This window comes from Micromonospora sp. NPDC005161 (assembly GCF_053599855.1).
Genome location: NZ_JBSFYQ010000003.1, coordinates 257249 through 275453, shown reverse-complemented (window position 1 = coordinate 275453; position 18205 = coordinate 257249). Strand labels below are relative to the sequence as shown.

The 18205-nt window shown below is 72.6% G+C and carries 14 protein-coding genes; 9 read left to right on the top strand and 5 right to left on the bottom strand.

Features of this window, described 5'->3' with window-relative positions; all coding sequences use genetic code 11:
* Window positions 1-16 precede the first annotated feature (16 nt).
* Both ACWD5O_RS05030 and ACWD5O_RS05025 read right to left on the bottom strand, forming a co-directional pair.
* Window positions 17-1123 carry a FecCD family ABC transporter permease gene (locus ACWD5O_RS05030; RefSeq protein ID WP_450084641.1) on the bottom strand — a complete coding sequence of 369 codons (1107 nt, stop codon included), beginning with the start codon at window positions 1121-1123 and terminating at the stop codon, window positions 17-19.
* Window positions 1120-2166, bottom strand: a complete 1047-nt coding sequence (locus tag ACWD5O_RS05025; protein WP_450084640.1) for a FecCD family ABC transporter permease — start codon at window positions 2164-2166, stop codon at window positions 1120-1122. The genes ACWD5O_RS05030 and ACWD5O_RS05025 overlap by 4 nt, the downstream gene beginning before the upstream one ends.
* 140 nt (window positions 2167-2306) lie before the next feature.
* Between ACWD5O_RS05025 and ACWD5O_RS05020 the strand changes: the two genes are divergently transcribed.
* Window positions 2307-2666 carry a YciI family protein gene (locus ACWD5O_RS05020; protein WP_450084639.1) on the top strand — a complete coding sequence of 120 codons (360 nt, stop codon included), beginning with the start codon at window positions 2307-2309 and terminating at the stop codon, window positions 2664-2666.
* Window positions 2667-2687: 21 nt separating this feature from the next.
* On the opposite strand, the gene ACWD5O_RS05015 is transcribed toward ACWD5O_RS05020, so the two are convergent.
* Window positions 2688-3143 (bottom strand): cytidine deaminase, encoded by a 456-nt coding sequence (locus tag ACWD5O_RS05015; RefSeq protein ID WP_450084638.1) that lies wholly within the window; start codon window positions 3141-3143, stop codon window positions 2688-2690.
* Window positions 3144-3262: 119 nt separating this feature from the next.
* On the opposite strand from ACWD5O_RS05015, the gene hrpA reads away from it, so the two are divergent.
* Entirely contained in the window at window positions 3263-7345 is a 4083-nt protein-coding gene (gene hrpA / locus ACWD5O_RS05010; protein WP_450084637.1) for an ATP-dependent RNA helicase HrpA, read from the top strand.
* Between the two features lie 6 nt (window positions 7346-7351).
* On the opposite strand, the gene ACWD5O_RS05005 is transcribed toward hrpA, so the two are convergent.
* Entirely contained in the window at window positions 7352-8281 is a 930-nt protein-coding gene (locus ACWD5O_RS05005) for a LysR family transcriptional regulator (RefSeq protein WP_354964056.1), read from the bottom strand.
* A 77-nt stretch (window positions 8282-8358) separates the two neighbouring features.
* Here ACWD5O_RS05005 and ACWD5O_RS05000 point away from each other — a divergent pair, with 77 nt between their 5' ends.
* From ACWD5O_RS05000 to ACWD5O_RS04970, 7 genes are all read left to right on the top strand, one after another.
* Window positions 8359-9048, top strand: coding sequence for a succinate dehydrogenase cytochrome b subunit (locus ACWD5O_RS05000; RefSeq protein ID WP_450084636.1), 690 nt, complete (start codon window positions 8359-8361; stop codon window positions 9046-9048).
* 1 nt (window position 9049) lies between these two features.
* Window positions 9050-10987 carry a fumarate reductase/succinate dehydrogenase flavoprotein subunit gene (locus ACWD5O_RS04995; protein WP_450084635.1) on the top strand — a complete coding sequence of 646 codons (1938 nt, stop codon included), beginning with the start codon at window positions 9050-9052 and terminating at the stop codon, window positions 10985-10987.
* Window positions 10984-11748, top strand: a complete 765-nt coding sequence (locus tag ACWD5O_RS04990; RefSeq protein WP_450084634.1) for a succinate dehydrogenase/fumarate reductase iron-sulfur subunit — start codon at window positions 10984-10986, stop codon at window positions 11746-11748. Before ACWD5O_RS04995 ends, ACWD5O_RS04990 begins: the two co-directional genes overlap by 4 nt.
* 318 nt (window positions 11749-12066) lie before the next feature.
* The gene (locus tag ACWD5O_RS04985; protein ID WP_450084633.1) at window positions 12067-13251 is read left to right on the top strand and encodes a zinc-dependent alcohol dehydrogenase; all 1185 of its coding nucleotides are present in this window, start codon (window positions 12067-12069) and stop codon (window positions 13249-13251) included.
* The gene (locus tag ACWD5O_RS04980) at window positions 13248-14177 is read left to right on the top strand and encodes an SDR family NAD(P)-dependent oxidoreductase (protein ID WP_450084632.1); all 930 of its coding nucleotides are present in this window, start codon (window positions 13248-13250) and stop codon (window positions 14175-14177) included. Before ACWD5O_RS04985 ends, ACWD5O_RS04980 begins: the two co-directional genes overlap by 4 nt.
* Before the next feature lie 85 nt (window positions 14178-14262).
* On the top strand, window positions 14263-15273 hold the full coding sequence (locus ACWD5O_RS04975; protein ID WP_450084631.1) for a serine hydrolase: 1011 nt from the start codon (window positions 14263-14265) through the stop codon (window positions 15271-15273).
* A gap of 113 nt (window positions 15274-15386) precedes the next feature.
* Window positions 15387-16535, top strand: coding sequence for an MBL fold metallo-hydrolase (locus ACWD5O_RS04970; protein WP_450084630.1), 1149 nt, complete (start codon window positions 15387-15389; stop codon window positions 16533-16535).
* On the opposite strand, the gene ACWD5O_RS04965 is transcribed toward ACWD5O_RS04970, so the two are convergent.
* Window positions 16532-18043 carry a deoxyguanosinetriphosphate triphosphohydrolase family protein gene (locus ACWD5O_RS04965; RefSeq protein WP_450084629.1) on the bottom strand — a complete coding sequence of 504 codons (1512 nt, stop codon included), beginning with the start codon at window positions 18041-18043 and terminating at the stop codon, window positions 16532-16534. The genes ACWD5O_RS04970 and ACWD5O_RS04965 overlap by 4 nt on opposite strands.
* Between the last annotated feature and the right edge of the window lie 162 nt (window positions 18044-18205).

The window sequence follows — 18205 nt, the reverse complement described above, 5'->3', positions numbered from 1 at the left end:
ACGACTCCTTGAGGCGTCACGAGGACCGCCGCCGTCCGCGCAGCAGCAGGAAGATCAGGTACGGCCCGCCGATCGCGGCGGTCAGCACGCCGGCCGGCAGTTGGGTGGGTGCGAACAGGCGTCGGCCGGCCAGATCGGCCAGCACCAGCAGCAGCGCGCCGAGCAGCGCCGCGCAGACCAGCGGCGGCCGTTCGGCCCGTACCAGCCGCCGGGCCACCTGGGGCGCGACCAGGGCCACGAAGTCGACGGCGCCGACCTGGGCGGTGACCATCGCGGCGACGAGTACGCCGGTGCCGGCGAGCCCGATGCGGCGGGCCACCGGGCGTAGCCCGACCCCGCGTGCGGTGTCGTCGTCCAGGGCGGTGCTGTTCAGCGCCCATCCGGCCCAGGCCAGCACCGGCAGCAGCACCAGCAGCGTGCCGGCGATCCAGGCGGCCTCGGTCCAGCCCTTGCCGGCCAGGGTGCCGATCAGCCAGATCTGCGCCCGCAGCCCGTCGATCGGGTCGGCGGTGAGCATGACCACCTCGGTCAGCGCCCGGAAGGCGAAGGCGACCGCGACTCCGGCGAGCACGAACCGCTGCGCGGCCAGCCCGTGCCGGGCACCGAGGGCGAACAGCAGCACCGCGGCGAGCAGCCCGCCCACCAGCGCGGTGGGCGCCACCAGCACCGCGGCCGCCCCGCTGGTCAACGCCACGGTCGCGGCGAGCCCGGCGCCCTGGGTGATGCCGATGACGTCCGGACTGGCCAGCGGGTTGCGGGCCACGCTCTGGATCAGCGTGCCGGCCACGCCGAAGGCCGCGCCGGCCACCGCGGCCAGCACGATCCGCGGCAGCCGAAGGTCAAAGACGACCAGGTCGTACGGGGTACCCGCCCCGGAGAGCGCGCGCAGCACGTCGGCCGGGGCGACGTACGGGGTGCCCAGGGAGAGGCTGAGCACCACGGCCAGCAGGAGCAGCACGGTCAGCGTGGCAGCCACCAGCACCGCGCGGCGGCGGACCTGCAGGCTGACCGGGCCGATCCGCAGCAGCGACCGCCCCGGCAGCCGGGCGTCGGCGCCACCGGGCGACACGTCGACGTCCGGCGCCGTGGTCGGGGAGTCGGGGATGCGGTCGACGGTGGTCACGCGGTCACCACCCGGGCGCGGCGCACCAGCACGGCCAGCAGCGGCGCGCCGATCAGGGCGGTGACGATCCCGGCCGGTATCTCGCCGGGCGGGGCGACGAGCCGGCCGACGACGTCGGCGCCGAGCAGCAGGGCCGGCCCGAGCAGGGCGGAGACGGCGAGGGTCCAGCGGTGGTCCGCGCCGACCAGGGCGCGTGCCAGGTGCGGCACGGCCAACCCGACGAAGGCGACCGGCCCGGCCGCCGCCACCGCGGCCCCGGTCAGCAGCACCGCGGCGAGGCCACCGCCGAGGCGGACCAGGCCGACCCGGTTGCCGAGGCCGCGGGCCACGTCGTCGCCGAGGGCCAACGCGTCCAGACCCCGGGCCACCAGGGCGGCAAGCACCAGGCCGGCGAGGACGAAGGGCAGCACCTGGGCGGTGACCGACAGGTCCCGTCCGGCCAGCCCGCCGACCACCCAGAATCGGTACTCCTCGAAGGTGCGGGCGTCGATGCTGAGCAGCGCGTACACCCCGGAGGCCAGGCTGGCGTCGAGCGCCGCGCCGACCAGCGCGAGGGTGACCGGGCTGGCGCCCTCGCGGGCCCGGGTGGCGATGGCGAAGACCAGCAGCCCGGCGATCAGCGCACCGGCGATGCCGAACCAGACGTACCCGGCGAGCGTGCCGACACCGAAGACGGAGATGGCCAGCACCACGCCGAACGACGCGCCGGCGCTGATGCCGAGGATGCGCGGCTCGGCGAGCGGGTTGCGGGTGAGGGCCTGGAACAGCACGCCGGCCACGGCGAGCGCGAGCCCGACGGCGAGGCCGAGCGCGGTGCGCGGCACCCGCAGCTCGCGGACGATGGTGCTGGCGTCACTGCCGTCCGGCGCGACGAGGGCGTGCCAGACCTGGTCGACGCCGAGTTGCCGGCTGCCGAGCGCGAAGCTGGCCAGCACGGTGAGCAGCAGCACCAGCGCGGCGCCGACGGTGACGGCCACCCGGCGGCCGGTACGCGTGCCGGACCGGACGCGGGCCGGGGCCGGCCGGGTGGCGAGGGTGGTCACGAGTCTCCTGCACGTTCGCGCTTAGGTTCGCCTTACCTTAGCCGACGTCCTGAGGGTGGCCTAACTGGCGCTCGTCGATCCAGGGCGGGTGACCAGGTCGGACGCCCGCGGCGAGGGGGCGGCCCGCCTAGGGTGGGAGCATGCGATTCGACCAGCACACGGTCGTGCTTCTGGTCCGGCCGGCGGACGCCCCGGAGCTGCCGCAGGACGCGATCGACCGGTTGCAGAACACGCACCTGGCCCACCAGGCGGGGCTCGTGGAGCAGGGACTCGTGCTCGCGGCCGGGCCGTTCCTGCACGGCGACGACGACCGGCTGCGGGGCTTCGTCGTGCTCTCCATCGCCCCGGACGAGGCCCGCGAGCTGTATCACAACGATCCGGCGGTGCGAGCCGGGCAGCTTGCCGTACAGGTGATGAGCTGGCTGGTGCCGGAGGGCAACGTGCGGTTCGAGAGCGTGCCGGTCCCCCGCTCGATGCTGGAGGCGGCGGCCGGCGACTGACGCGCCAGGAGCTGGCGCCGGTCAGCCGGCCGCGGCGCTGCGGGCCGCCGGAGGGACCGGCGAGCTGGCCGGCGGCGGCGCGTTCCGCTGCTCATCCTCGACGTGGCGCTCCGGCGGCAGCTCGCCGATCGGCACCACCCGCAGGGCCTCCACCGAGCCGACGATCACCCGCAGCGCAGGGAATTGGTCCCCCAGCACCTGGCGGCACCGGCCGCACGGCGCGACGATCTCGCGCCCGCGATCCGTCACCGTCACGATCGTCTCCAGCCCGGTGACGCCCTGCGTCGCGGCGGTGCCGACGACGATCAGCTCGGCGCACGTCGCGCCGGTGACATGGTGGACGTTCACCCCGGTGAAGACCCGCCCGTCGGCGGTCCGAGCGGCGGCCGCGACGGTGTGGTTCTCGCTGCGGCAGCGCAGCTTGGCGACCGCCGTGGCGGCCTGCACCAGCGCGCGGTCGGTGTCCCGCAGCTCCATTCCGTCCCCCAGCGCTCGACGTCGGCCGCCAACTCTAGACCGCCGCGCTGCGCCCGGAGAGCGGCGGCGCGGTAACCCAGGGGCGGTACGCGGCCGGGCTGCCTATCCTTGGGCACGACATGCAGAATCCAGCCTCCTCCGCCGCGACCGATCCCGTCCGCGAGCTGCACCGCCGCCTCTCCCCCCTGATGTTCCGCGACCAGCGTCGGCTCCAGCGACGGCTGGACGGCGCCCGCAAGCTGCGCGACCCGCAGCGCCGGGAGGCGGCGTTGGCCGAGATCACCACCGACCTGGCCCGGGCCGAGCAGCGGGTCGCCGCCCGGCGAGCGGCCGTACCCGTGATCACGTACCCGGCGGGGTTGCCGGTCAGCGAGCGCAAGGACGACATCGCCGCCGCCATCCGCGACCACCAGGTGGTGATCGTGGCCGGCGAGACCGGCTCCGGCAAGACCACCCAGATACCCAAGATCTGCCTGGAGCTGGGGCGCGGGGTGCACGGGCTGATCGGGCACACCCAGCCCCGGCGGCTGGCGGCCCGGACGGTCGCGGACCGGATCGCCGACGAGCTGGGCACCGAGCTGGGTGACGTGGTCGGCTACAAGGTGCGCTTCACCGACCAGGTCAGCGACCGCAGCCTGGTCAAGCTGATGACCGACGGCATCCTGCTGGCCGAGTTGCAGACCGACCGGATGCTGCGCCAGTACGACACGTTGATCATCGACGAGGCGCACGAGCGCAGCCTCAATATCGACTTCATCCTCGGGTACCTGCGGGAGCTGCTCCCCCGACGACCCGACCTCAAGGTGATCATCACCTCGGCGACCATCGAGACCGACCGCTTCGCCCGACACTTCGCGGGGCCGCCCACCGCCGACGAGCCGCAGGGCGGACCGGCGCCGGTGGTCGAGGTCTCGGGCCGCACCTACCCGGTGGAGGTCCGTTACCGGCCACTGGTCGAGGTCGCCGAGGGCGAGGAGGACGGCGACGGCGACGGCGACGGCGACGAGGAGACCGTCCGCGACCAGATCCAGGCGATCGGCGACGCCGTCGAAGAGCTGGCCGCCGAGGGCCCCGGCGACATCCTGGTCTTCCTCAGCGGTGAACGGGAGATCCGGGACACCGCCGACGCGCTGGGCAAGCTGGTGCGGAAGAAGCGCCCGCTGCTCGGCACCGAGATCCTGCCGCTGTACGCCCGGCTCTCCTCCGCCGAGCAGCACCGGGTGTTCGCGGCGCACACCGCACGTCGGGTGGTGCTCGCCACCAACGTCGCGGAGACCTCACTGACCGTGCCCGGAATCAAGTACGTGGTGGACCCGGGCACCGCCCGGATCTCCCGCTACTCCAGCCGGCTCAAGGTGCAGCGGCTGCCGATCGAACCGATCTCCCAGGCGTCGGCCAACCAGCGCAAGGGCCGCTGCGGGCGTACCTCGGACGGCATCTGCATCCGCCTCTACGACGAGCAGGACTTCCTCTCCCGGCCGGAGTTCACCGACCCGGAGATCCTGCGCACCAACCTGGCGTCGGTCATCCTCCAGATGACCGCGATCGGGCTCGGCGACCTCGCCGCGTTCCCGTTCATCGACCCGCCGGACCGGCGCAACATCACCGACGGCGTCAACCTGCTGCACGAGCTGGGCGCGCTCGACCCGGCCGAGGCCGACCCGGCGAAGCGGCTCACCGCGCTGGGCCGGCGGCTGGCCCAACTGCCGGTCGACCCGCGGCTGGCCCGCATGGTCGTCGAGGGCGAACGCAACGGTTGCGCGACCGAGGTGCTGGTGATCGCCGCCGCGCTCTCCATCCAGGACCCACGGGAGCGGCCCGCGGAGAAGCAGGCCCAGGCAGACCAGGCGCACGCCCGGTTCGCCGACAAGGAATCGGACTTCGTCGCGTTCCTCAACCTGTGGCGCTACCTGCGGGAACAGCAGCGGGAGCTGTCCTCCAGCGCGTTCCGCCGGATGTGCAAGGCGGAGTATCTGAACTACCTGCGGGTCCGCGAGTGGCAGGACATCGTCGGGCAGCTGCGCCAGGTGCTGCGTACCCCGCAGGAGGGCGACCGGCGCGGCGGACGGCCGGCGCGGGACACCTCGGACGGCGCGGACGCCGGCCGGGGTGAGAGCCGCCGCGGCGGCGCCGACCTGCCGGAGGAGATCGACACCCCGAAGGTGCACCAGTCACTGCTGCCCGGTCTGCTGTCGCACATCGGCCTGAAGGACGCGCAGAAACACGAGTACCTGGGCGCGCGGGGCGCGAAGTTCGCGCTCTTCCCCGGCTCGGCGCTGTTCAAAAAGCCGCCGCGCTGGGTGATGGCCGCCGAGCTGGTGGAGACCTCCCGACTCTGGGGCCGCATCGCCGGTCGGGTCGAGCCGGAGTGGGTCGAGCCGCTCGCGCAACACCTGGTCAAACGCAGTTACAGCGAGCCGCACTGGGAGAAGAAGCAGGCCGCGGTGATGGCCTACGAGAAGGTCACCCTGTACGGCGTCCCGCTGGTCACCTCCCGCAAGGTGAACTTCGGGCGGATCGACCCGCCGCTGAGCCGGGAGCTGTTCATCCGACATGCCCTCGTCGAGGGCGACTGGCAGACCCACCACCAGTTTTGGAGTGACAACAAGCGGCTGCTCGCCGAGATCGAGGAGTTGGAGAGCCGGGCCCGCCGCCGGGACATCCTGGTCGACGACGAGACCATCTTCGGCTTCTACGACCAGCGGATCCCGGCCGACGTGGTCTCCGGCCGGCACTTCGACACCTGGTGGAAGAAGACCCGCCGGGACCAGCCCGACCTGCTCACCTTCACCCGCGACCTGCTCGTCAACGACGGCCGGCCGGGGGTGGACGAGGGCGACTACCCGGACGAGTGGCAGACCCAGGGGGTGACCCTGCCACTGACCTACCGGTTCGAGCCGGGCACGCCGGCCGACGGCGTCACCGTGGACATCCCGCTGCCGCTGCTCAACCAGGTGCCGGCGGAGAGCTTCGGCTGGCAGGTGCCGGGGCTGCGCGAGGAGACGGTGATCGCGCTGATCCGCTCGCTGCCCAAGGCGATCCGCCGCAACTTCGTCCCGGTGCCGGACTACGCCCGGGCCGCCCTGGCGGCGATCACCCCCGGCGAGGAGTCGCTGCTGGACGCGCTCACCCGGGAACTGCGCCGGATGACCGGGGTCACCGTGCCGCGCGACGCCTGGGAGCCCGGCAAGCTCCCGGCCCACCTGCGGGTCACCTTCCGGGTGCTCGGCGACGACGAGAAGCCGGTCGCCGAGGGCAAGGACCTGCCAACCCTGCAACGCCAACTCCGCCAGGAGGTACGCCAGGTGGTGGCGGCCGCCGCGCCGGAGGTGGCCCGCACCGGGCTGCGCGAGTGGAGCATCGGCACGCTGCCGCGCACCATCGAGCAGGTCCGCGCCGGGTACGCGGTGACCGCGTACCCGGCACTGGTCGACGAGGGCGCCACCGTCGGGGTGAAGGTCTTCGACTCCCCGGCCGAGGCGGAGGCGGCGCACTGGGCCGGCACCCGCCGGCTCCTGCGGCTCACCGTGCCGTCCCCGGCGCGGTTCCTACAGGGCCGGCTGAACAATGAGGCGAAGCTGGCGCTGAGCCGCAACCCGCACGGCGGCGTGCAGGAGCTGATCGAGGACGCCGCGGGCGCGGCCATCGACCGGTTGATCGGTGCCGCCGGCGGGCCGGCCTGGGACGCCGACGGGTTCGCGGCGCTCCGCGAGAAGGTCCGCGCCGACCTGGTCGACACCGTGGTCGAGGTGATGGACCGGGTACGCAAGGTGCTCGCCGCCGCGTACACCGTCGAACAGCGGCTCGGCGCCACCCGCAACCTCGCCGTGGTGGCCGCGCTGGCCGACATCCGCAAACAGCTCGCCGGTCTGGTGCACGCCGGGTTCATCACCGAGACCGGGTACGCGCGCCTGCCCGATCTGCTGCGCTACCTCACCGCCATCGAGCGCCGCCTGGACCGGCTGGGCGGCAACCCGCAACGCGACCGGCAGCAGCAGGACCGGATCGCGACGGTGCAGAAGGAGTACGACGACCTGCTCGCCGCGCTGCCGCCAGCACGCCGGCAGGAGACCGCCGTCCGGCAGATCCGCTGGATGATCGAGGAGTTGCGGGTGAACGTCTTCGCTCAGGCGCTGGGCACCCCGTACCCCGTCTCGGAGCAGCGGATCTACCGCGCGATGGACGACGCCGAAGGCCGCTGACGGCGATCAGCGGGGGTCCACACCCGGCGGGAGGTCGTCGCCGTCGATCGCGGACTGTACGTAGTCGAGCAGGATGCGGCGCAGTTCCCGGCCGGCGTGGGTCGGCACGACGTCCCGCCGGCGGGCCACCGCGATGGTCCGCCGGACCCCGGGCGGCGCCAGCCGGGTGATCCGCACTCCCGGACGGCGGGCCAGCACGATGCCGGGCACCAGCGCGACGCCGAGCCCCGCCTCGACGAAGCTGAGCACCGCGTCCATCTCTCCGCCGTCGACCGCGAAGGTCGGCTCGAAGCCGGCCGCGCGGCACGCCTCGATGGTGGCGTCGCGCAGGTCGTAGCCCTCCCGGAACATCACCATCGGCTGGTCGCGCAGGTCGGTGATGCGCAGTTCCCCGTTCGCCGAGGCGGTCGGCACCTCCCCCACCGAGGCCACCACCAGGCTCTCCTGCAGGATCGGGTCGACGCGCAGCCCCGGGTCGGCGCCCTGGGCCGGCATGATGATCAGCGCCAGGTCGAGGTCGCCGCGGAGCAGGTCGCGCACCAGGTCCTGGGACCCGCCCTCCTCGACCTTCAGGTCGACGGTGGGGTGCGCGTCGCGGAACCGCCGCAGCACCGGCGGGGCGAGCGACGTGGCGAGGCTGGGGGTGGCGCCGAGCCGGACCCGGCCCCGGCGCAGCCCTACCAACTCCTGGACCTCCCGGGTCGCGGTCTCCACGTCGGCGAGGATCCGGGTGGCCAACGGCAGCAGCACCTCGCCGGCCGCGGTGAGGGCGATGTTGCCCCGTACCCGCTCGAACAGTGGGGCCCCGAGGTCGGTCTCCAGGGCGTGAATTTGCTTACTGAGAGAAGGCTGAGTGATGCCGACGATGTCGGCGGCTTGGGTGAAATGTCGTACTTCGGCCACCGCAACGAAGTACCGGAGCTGATGGAGTTGCATCTACATAGCTTATGGCTATCAACACTGCGAGTTTGATGCATTGGACGACTGATCCATGTGCTCCTAGCGTCGATCGTGTGGTAGTCACGAAAACTCGGTCGCCCATCCGCTCCAACGTCGGTCTCAAGGCCGTCATGGCGGTGACGGGCATCATGCTGGCGCTGTTCCTGATCGCACACATGCTCGGCAACCTGAAGGTGTTCACGGGGGAGACCTCGTTCGACCACTACGCGCACTGGCTGCGCGACATCGGCAAGCCGCTACTGCCCGGCGTGTGGTTCCTGTGGATCCTGCGCTTCGGGCTGGTGGTGGCGGTCGTCGCCCACATCGTGGCCGCGACGGTGCTGGCCCGCCGGGCCCACGCGGCCCGCCCGGTGAAATACGCCCACCGCAAGAAGGTCAACGGCAGCTACGCGGCCCGCACCATGCGCTGGGGCGGGGTGATCATCCTGCTCTTCGTCATCTACCACCTCCTGGACCTGACCACCGGCACGCTGAACCCGGTCGGTGACGAGAGCAAGCCCTACGGCAACGTCGTCGCCGACTTCGCGCCGGAGCGCTGGTACGTCACGCTCTTCTACACCCTCGCCATCGTCGCGGTGGGCTTCCACCTGCGGCACGGCGCCTTCAGCGCGTTCCGCAGCCTCGGCCAGCAGACGCCGCGGGGCGAGCGCCGGGCGCGCACCGCCGCGCTGGTCTTCGCCGTGCTGCTCTGCGCCGGATACCTGGTGGTCCCGTTCGCCGTTCTCACCGGATTGGTGTCCTGACATGGAACTCTTCACCGAGGGCGACCCGATCGCCGACACCAAGGCTCCCACCGGCCCGATCGAGAAGCGCTGGGACACCCGACGCTTCGAGGCCAAGCTGGTCAACCCCGCGAACCGCCGCAAGATGACGGTGATCGTGGTCGGCACCGGCCTGGCCGGCGGCTCGGCCGCGGCCACCCTGGCCGAGCAGGGCTACCACGTCAGGTCCTACTGCTACCAGGACAGCCCCCGCCGGGCGCACTCGATCGCGGCGCAGGGCGGCATCAACGCCGCGAAGAACTACCGCAACGACGGCGACTCGGTGCACCGACTGTTCTACGACACCGTCAAGGGCGGCGACTTCCGCTCCCGGGAGTCGAACGTGCACCGGCTGGCCGAGGTGTCGGTCAACATCATCGACCAGTGCGTCGCCCAGGGCGTGCCGTTCGCCCGCGAGTACGGCGGTCTGCTGGACACCCGCTCCTTCGGCGGCGCCCAGGTGCAGCGCACCTTCTACGCCCGGGGGCAGACGGGCCAGCAACTGCTGCTCGGCGCGTACCAGGCGCTGGAGCGGCAGATCGGCCTCGGCAACGTGGAGATGAACGCCCGGCACGAGATGCTGGAGCTCGTCATCGTGGACGGCAAGGCCCGCGGCATCGTGGTCCGCGACCTGGTCACCGGCGAGATCAGCACCGAGATGGCCGACGCCGTCGTGCTCGCGTCCGGCGGCTACGGCAACGTCTTCTACCTCTCCACCAACGCCAAGGGCTGCAACGTCACCGCCACCTGGCGGGCGCACCGCAAGGGCGCGTACTTCGCCAACCCCTGTTACACGCAGATCCACCCGACCTGCATCCCAGTCTCCGGCGACCACCAGTCGAAGCTGACCCTGATGAGCGAGTCGCTGCGCAACGACGGCCGGGTCTGGGTGCCGAAGACCAAGGGCGACGACCGCAACCCCCAGGACATCCCGGAGGACGAGCGGGACTACTACCTGGAGCGGATCTACCCCTCCTTCGGCAACCTGGTCCCCCGCGACATCGCCTCCCGCGCCGCGAAGAACGTCTGCGACGAGGGACGCGGCGTCGGGCCGACCAAACTCGGTGTCTACCTCGACTTCGCCGACGCGATCGGCCGGCTGGGCCGCAAGGCCATCGAGGCCAAGTACGGCAACCTCTTCGAGATGTACGAGCGGATCACCGGCGAGGACCCGTACGAGGTGCCGATGCGGATCTACCCCGCCGTGCACTACACGATGGGTGGTCTCTGGGTCGACTACGACCTCCAGTCGAGCATCCCCGGCCTGTTCGTGATCGGCGAGGCGAACTTCTCCGACCACGGCGCGAACCGGCTCGGCGCCTCAGCGCTGATGCAGGGCCTGGCCGACGGCTACTTCGTGCTGCCGACCACGATCGCCAACTACCTGGCCTCGGGCCCGCTGGAGAGGGTCGACGCCAGCCACCCGGCGGCGGTCGAGGCGCGCGCCGACGTCGAGGACCGGATCCAGCGGCTGCTGGCGGTCAACGGCGACCGGACGGTGGACTCGTTCCACCGGGAGCTGGGCCAGATCATGTGGGAGCACTGCGGCATGGAGCGCAGCGAGGCCGGGCTGCGCAAGGCGATCGGCGAGATCCGTGCCCTGCGCGACCAGTTCTGGCAGCGGGTCCGGGTGTCCGGCAGCGGCGAGGAGCTCAACCAGTCGCTGGAGAAGGCCGGCCGGGTGGCCGACTTCTTCGAGCTGGCCGAGCTGATGTGCGTCGACGCCCTGCACCGCGAGGAGTCCTGCGGCGGCCACTTCCGGGCCGAGCACCAGACCCCGGACGGCGAGGCGCAGCGCGACGACGACCGGTTCGCGTACGTGGCGGCCTGGGAGTTCACCGCCACCGGTGAGCCGTCGGTGCTGCACAAGGAAGACCTGATGTTCGAATACGTCCACCCCACGCAGCGGAGCTACAAGTGAACCTGACCCTGCGCATCTGGCGCCAGAAGGGCCCTGAGGACAAGGGTCGGATGGTGACCTACAAGGTCGACGACGTGTCCCCGGACATGTCGTTCCTCGAGATGCTCGACGTGCTCAACGAGCGGCTGATCCTCGCCGGTGAGGACCCGGTGGCGTTCGACCACGACTGCCGCGAGGGCATCTGCGGCATGTGCGGCCTGATGATCAACGGTGACGCGCACGGGCCGCAGCGCGGCACCACCGCGTGCCAGCTGCACATGCGGCAGTTCACCGACGGCGAGACGATCGACATCGAGCCGTGGCGGGCCAGCGCCTTCCCGGTGATCAAGGACCTGGTGGTCAACCGGGGCGCCTTCGACAAGATCATCGCCGCCGGTGGCTACATCACCGCGCCGACCGGCAGCGCGCCCGAGGCGCACTCCACCCCGGTGGCCAAGGCCAACGCGGACGCCGCCTTCGAGTCGGCCGCCTGCATCGGCTGCGGCGCGTGTGTCGCCGCCTGCCCGAACGGCTCCGGCATGCTCTTCACCGCCGCCAAGCTCACCCAGCTCTCCCTGATGCCGCAGGGCCAGCCCGAGCGGTACACCCGGGTGATCGGCATGGTCGACGCGCACGACGAGGCCGGCTTCGGCGGCTGCACCAACGCCGGTGAGTGCACCCCGGCCTGCCCGAAGGGCATTCCGCTGAACACCATCGGCCGGCTCAACCGCGACTACCTCATGGCCACCTCGAAGCGGGGCGACAACACTCCGGGCTCCTGAGCCTGGTGTTCTTCGTGGTCGGGCTGGGGGCGACCGTCCGCGCGCCGGTCCCGGTTTTCTCAGGTACGTGATCACGCCGCTGGCCGGCACCCCTGGTGGGTGCCGGCCAGCGGCTCTTTCCGGCTGCGCTCGGCGCTGTGGGTGGCGCACGGGAGAGCAACTCGGGTTCCTGGAAGTCGGCGTATCCCCACGCCGGTGACACCCCGACACCATGCAAACCGAGTTGATCATCGGCGACCCGCCAACCACCCCGGACCGGTTCAAGTGCCGGAGCGCGGGTAGCAGTCCGGTAGGCGCACCGGAGAGGGGACGAACGGCATGAAGGCACTGACCTGGCAAGGCAAGCGGCACGTACGGGTCGAGGAGGTCCCGGACCCCCGGATCGAGGAGCCGACCGACGCGATCGTGAAGATCACCTCGACGGCGATCTGCGGCTCCGACCTGCACCTGCACGAGGTGCTGGGGCCGTACCTGAAGCCCGGCGACATCCTCGGCCACGAGCCGATGGGCATCGTCGAGGAGGTCGGGCCGGAGGTGACCCGACTCAAGCCCGGCGACCGGGTGGTCGTGCCGTTCAACATCTCCTGTGGCAGTTGCTGGATGTGCCAGCGCCAGCTCTACGCCCAGTGCGAGACCACCCAGGTCAGCAGCGAGGGCAAGGGCGCGGCGCTGTTCGGCTACACCTCGCTCTACGGCTCGGTCCCCGGCGGGCAGGCCGAGTACCTGCGCGTTCCGCAGGCTCAATTCGGGCCGATCACCATCCCGCAGACCGGCGCCGACGAGCGCTACCTCTACCTCTCCGACATCCTGCCCACCGCTTGGCAGGCGGTGAAGTACGCGGACACCCCGCCCGGGGGCACCCTGGCGGTGTTCGGGCTGGGCCCGGTCGGCCAGTTCTGCGCCCGGATCGGCCGCCACCTCGGCGCCGGCCGGGTGATCGGCCTGGACCTGGTGCCCGAGCGGCTGGAGCTGGCCCGCCGGCACGGCATCGAGGTGCTCGACGTCCGCGAACTCGACGACGTACCGGGCGCGCTGATCGACCTGGTCGACGGGCGCGGCCCGGACGCGGTGATCGACGCCGTCGGCATGGAAGCGCACGGCGCGCCGGTCGGCAAGCTGGCCCACGCCGCCGTCGGACTGCTGCCGGACAGGCTGGCCCAGACGATGACCGACCGGGTCGGCACGGACCGGCTCTCCGTCCTGCACGCCGCGATCAAGGCGGTCCGTCGCGGCGGCACCGTCTCGCTGTCCAGCGTCTACGGCGGCGAGGCGGACCCGATGCCGCTGATGGAGATGTTCGACCGTGGCATCCAGCTGCGGATGGGGCAGTGCCACGTGCGCCGGTGGACCGACGAGATCCTGCCGCTGCTCGCCGGCGACGACGACCCGCTGGGCGTGGAGGATCTGCACACCCATCGGGTACCGCTGGCCAGGGCGCCGCAGGCGTACGAGATGTTCCAGAAGAAGGAGGACGGCTGCATCAAGGTTGTGCTCGCTCCGTGAGCCGGGTCGTGGTGATCGCCGGCGCGACCAGCGGGATCGGCCGGGCGACAGCTCGGGCGTTCGCCGAGCGCGGCGACCGCCTCGTCCTCGCCGCCCGCGCCACACAGACCCTGGCCGACGTACGCGCGGAGTGCGCCGAAGCCGACGTGCTGACCGTGCCCACCGACGTCACCGAGCCGGGCGCGCTGGAGGCGCTCGCGGGCGCCGCGGCCGACCGGTTCGGCCGCATCGACGTCTGGGTGCACACGGCCGCCGTCATGGCCTACGGACGCTTCGACGAGCTGCCGGAGCGGGTCTTCGACCAGGTGGTGCGCACCGATCTGCTGGCCGCGGCCGACTCGGCGCGGGTGGCGTTGCGGCACTTCCGGGCCACCGGGACCGGCACCCTGATCCTCACCAGCTCGGTGCTCGGGCACATCACCGCGCCGTACATGAGCGCCTACGTGACCAGCAAGTGGGGGTTGCAGGGGCTGGTCCGGACGCTGCAGCAGGAGCTGCGCGACAGCCCGCGGATCCGGCTGTGCCTGGTCAACCCGGGCAGCGTGGACACCCCGGTGTACCAGCAGGCGGCCAACTACCTGGGCCGGGTCGGCCGGCCTCCACCGCCGGTCACCAGCTCCCAGCGGGTGGCCCGGGCCATCGTGGACTGCGTGGACCGGCCCCGCCGGGAGGTCTCCGTGGGCCGGCTGAACGTGGTGCTGCGCGCCGGCTTCACCGTGCTGCCCGGCGTGTACGACGTCCTGGTCGGACCGTTGATGCGGTTGGCCGGCCTGAGCGGGCGGCCGGTCGACGCGCACGACGGCACGGTCTTCGCCCCGAACCCGGCCGGCGAGGCGGTGCGCGGCGGTCACCTGCCTGACCTGCGGCAGCTCGCTCGCAGCGTGCCCGGGTCGGTGGGCGCCGTGCTGCGTCGGCGGCTCGGCTGAGCGGTCGGGGGGCGCCTTGCATCGATCAACTCGCCTAGGGTGGTGGTCCGGCAAGCGCTCCGGCGCACCACGATGGGGGAGACGATTGACCATCCGACTGAACCGCAGGACCGCACTCGGGCTGGGCACGGTGGCCACCGCCGGTACGGTGCTCGGCGCCGCCGGCCCGGCGAGCGCCGCCGCGACGACCGAACCCAGCCCAACCACCCCGGCCCAGGCCGCCCGCCGCGTCGCCGCCGCCTACACCCGGTTCAGCACCGCGGCCGGCGGCAACTGGCAGGCGTACGTCAGCGTGGCCGACCCGGCCGGAGCGCCCGTGGTCGCGGTGGCGGCCGAGGCGGACCGGCGGATCGAGGCGTACAGCGTCAACAAGATCGCGGTCGCCACGGCGGTGCTCGACAAGGTCGACCGGGGGCTGCTCACCCTGGACCAGCAGGTCGAGGTGACGGCGGCGATCGTCGTTCCGGGCGGCGACGGCATCTTCAGCCTGGACGGCGCGTACCCGAGCAGCGTGACCCTCGGGCACGTGCTGGCCACCCTGCTGACCGTCTCCGACGACACGGCGGTGCGGCTGTGCGGGTCGGTCTGCCCGGCCGCCGAGCTCAACGCCATCCTGGTCGGCAAGGGCTTCCCGAACACCCAGGTCGAGCCGGTGGCCAACCCGAACCGGTTCTTCCTCGGCACCAGCACCCCCCGGGAGACGCACGACCTGCTGCGCGCCCTGGTCGCCGGCACCCTGCTCTCCCCAGCCTCGACGGCGTTCCTGCTCGGGCTGCTGCGCGCCCCGGTGGCGTTCACCGACGGCATCCGGCGCACCATGTCCTCCGACGAGCGGGCCCGGATCGCCACCAAGGCGGGCTGGTTCGCCGACGCCCGGCACGAGGCCGGAATCATCTTCGACCGGTCCGGCGCCGCGGTGCTCACCTACGCGCTGTTCGCCGACGGGCAGGCCGACCCGGACGACTTCGGCGCCACCCACCCGGCGGTGCAGGCCCGGGCCGCCATGGGCCCCCGGTTCCTCGCCGCGGTGGACCGGCTCGCCGGCGCCGGCACGGCGTACCGGATCGCGGCCCGGCGGCCCAGCAACGGCGGCTGAGCACGCACCCGGGCCGGCCGTCGTGGCGGCGTCCGGCCCGGTGCGGCGGCCGCCGGGGCACGAGCCGGCCCGGGTGACTACCGTGTAGTGCGGGACACAGCGGAGGGGCGGCGATGGCACCAGCGGAACGCACGGACGTCGAGCGGTCGCTCGGGCGACGGATGGGCGGCGCGGCAGGGCTGGCCGCGCTGGCCGGCCTGGCCTGGGTGGCCCGGGACGTGCCGGCGGCACTGGGCGGCCGACTCGCCGGCGCCCGGGCCGACCGGGCGGCCCGCTCGCCCCAGTTTCGCGACGGCACCTTCCACAACCAGGCCGGCACCCGCACCATGGTCGCCGCCGAGCCGGGCCGCAACCTGCTCCGCGAACTGATCTTCGGCAAGCAGAAGCGCCGCCCGAGCACCTCGGTGCCGCTGCTGCATCCGGCCGACGAGCCGGCCACCACCGGCACCGACCGGGAACTCGGCATCATCTGGTACGGCCACGCCTCGGCACTGGTGGAGATCGAGGGGTACCGGGTGCTCATCGACCCGGTGTGGAGCGAGCGCTGCTCACCCTCGGCCCTGGTCGGTCCCCGCCGGTTGCACGAACCGCCGGTACGCCTCGACGAGCTGCCCCGACTCGACGCGATCCTCATCTCCCACGACCACTACGACCACCTCGACATGGCCACCGTCCGGGAGCTGGTCGCCCGGCAGTCCGCGCCGTTCCTGGTGCCGCTGGGGGTGGGGGCACACCTGGACCGGTGGGGCGTACCGGCCGACCGGACCATCGAGCTGGACTGGTCGGACAGCCACCGGATCGACGGGCTGAAGGTCACCGCCACGCCGGCCCAGCACTTCTCCGGCCGGGGGCTGCGCCGTGACGGCACGCTCTGGAGTTCCTGGGTCATCGCGGGCAGGTCCCGCAAGGTCTTCTACACCGGCGACTCCGGCTACTTCGACGGGTACACGGCGATCGGCGCGGAGCACGGGCCGTTCGACGTGACGCTGATGCAGATCGGCGCGTACGACCGGGCCTGGCCGAGCATCCACATGTTCCCCGAGGAGGCTGTCGACGCCCACCTCGACCTGCGCGGCGGGCTGTTCATCCCGGTGCACTGGGCGACGTTCAACCTGGCCCTGCACGACTGGTCCGAACCGGTGAACCGGCTGTGGGCCGAGGCGAAGGCCCGCGACGTGAGGCTTGCCGTCCCCCGCCCAGGCGAGCGCGTGGTGGTCGACGAACCACCCGCGGTGGACGGCTGGTGGCAGGCCGTCGCCTAAAGCACGAAGGCGTCGGTCCAGAGCGCACCGGAGCGGCCGGAGAGCGCGTCCAGCATGGCCACCGCCTGGCCGTCGGTGAGTTGCGCGACGAAGTCCACGATGGCCCGCCCCCGGGCCCGGCCGATCCGGTCCGACGTACGCGGATGCAGCTCCGCCTCGGCCAGCTCGACCAGGTCGTGCAGTCGCCGGGGCAACCGGGACTCCTCCTCCGGGTCGAGCAGCCACTCCCAGAGCGCCTCGACCAGGGTGCCCAGCAGCCGGGCCTGGCCGCGCTGGTGCAGGGCGAGGTCGGGGCGGGCCAGCACGAACCGGTGGTGGACGAACTTGAGCACCTGCACCTCGTGCCACTGGGCGCAGCCGAGCAGCACGTACCCGGAGCGCACCGACGGCTGATCGGTCACCGTGATCGCCTCGACGAAGCGGGTGGACCAGCGGGCGGAGAACCGGGCCACGTACTGCTCGGCCTCGATCGAACCGTCGAACGGCATCGCCAGCAGCCCCTCGACCAGCTCCTCCCGGACGTGCTCGACGGCGGCGGCGAAGGCGTCGTCGTCGGCGATCCAGGCGTCCTTGCGGTGCAGCTGCCGGCGCAGCCGCTCGATCGCCGCGCCGGGCCGACGGGCCGCGGTGGCCAGCGCCGCGTCGGTGATCGCCCGGAAGTGCCCGCTCTCCCGCTGCCAGGCCATCAGCTCGGCGGAGACCGCGCCCTGCTGGAGCACCCCGACCCGGTAGAAGTCCTCCACGTCGTGGATGGCGTACGCGATGTCGTCGGCGGTGTCCATCACCGACGCCTCCACGGTCTGCTGCCACTCCGGGACGCGGCCGGCGAACGGCTCCCGGGCCTGGCGCAGGTCGTCGAGCTCGGTCCGGTAGGCGCCGAACTTCGACGAGCCGCTCTCCGGGTCGTCCGGCGGTGGGGTGGCCCCCCGCGGCGGCGGGTCCAGCAGCCGGGGGTGCGGGTCGGGGTGGTCGAGGCGGGTCCACGGGTACTTCAGCATCGCCGCGCGGACCGCGGCGGTCAGGTCCAGCCCGGTGGTGGCCGCGCCGCGGATCTCGGTGCTGGTGACGATCCGGTACGACTGGGCGTTGCCCTCGAACCCGTCGCTGAGGCCGAGGCGTTGCCGGGCCAACCGGTCCAGCACCCGCTCCCCCAGGTGCCCGAACGGCGGGTGGCCCAGGTCGTGGGCGAGCGCCGCGGCCTCCACCACGTCCGGATCGCAGCCGCCGAGCTTGTCCAGCAGGTCACGCCACCGCTCGTCGCCGGTCAGCCGCTCGGCGATCGCCCGGGCCACCTGGGCGACCTTCAGGCTGTGGGTGAGCCGGTTGTGCACCAGCAGGCCGGAACCGACCGGGCTGATCACCTGGGTGACGCCCCCGAGGCGGGCGAAGAACGGCGAGCCGACGATCCGGTCCCGGTCGGCGCGGAACGGGTTGGGCGTGAGGTCGCCGAGGGCCCGGGCGCTGCCGCCGAAGAGCCGCCGGGCACGCGGCTCCGCAGCTGATTCCATGATCGCAACGCTAGCGCAGGCGCGGCGGGGTCGCCGCCGGGTCGCCCCGGCCGGGCGCGGCGGTTCAACCCCGCCGGGCGAGACGGATCAGCCTGGCCGGGCGCGGCGACAACGCCCGACACCGCCCGGCACAATGCAGGCGGTACCCACTTCCGAAGGCGG

What these genes read in the sequence shown, in the direction of transcription:
- ACWD5O_RS04995 (WP_450084635.1), top strand. Translation starts at nt 9,050, where the DNA reads ATGGAACTCTTCACCGAGGGCGACCCGATCGCCGACACCAAGGCTCCC.
- hrpA (WP_450084637.1), top strand. Translation starts at nt 3,263, where the DNA reads ATGCAGAATCCAGCCTCCTCCGCCGCGACCGATCCCGTCCGCGAGCTG.
- ACWD5O_RS04970 (WP_450084630.1), top strand. Translation starts at nt 15,387, where the DNA reads ATGGCACCAGCGGAACGCACGGACGTCGAGCGGTCGCTCGGGCGACGG.
- ACWD5O_RS05005 (WP_354964056.1), bottom strand. Translation starts at nt 8,281, where the DNA reads ATGCAACTCCATCAGCTCCGGTACTTCGTTGCGGTGGCCGAAGTACGA.
- ACWD5O_RS05015 (WP_450084638.1), bottom strand. Translation starts at nt 3,143, where the DNA reads ATGGAGCTGCGGGACACCGACCGCGCGCTGGTGCAGGCCGCCACGGCG.
- ACWD5O_RS04985 (WP_450084633.1), top strand. Translation starts at nt 12,067, where the DNA reads ATGAAGGCACTGACCTGGCAAGGCAAGCGGCACGTACGGGTCGAGGAG.
- ACWD5O_RS04965 (WP_450084629.1), bottom strand. Translation starts at nt 18,043, where the DNA reads ATGGAATCAGCTGCGGAGCCGCGTGCCCGGCGGCTCTTCGGCGGCAGC.
- ACWD5O_RS05020 (WP_450084639.1), top strand. Translation starts at nt 2,307, where the DNA reads ATGCGATTCGACCAGCACACGGTCGTGCTTCTGGTCCGGCCGGCGGAC.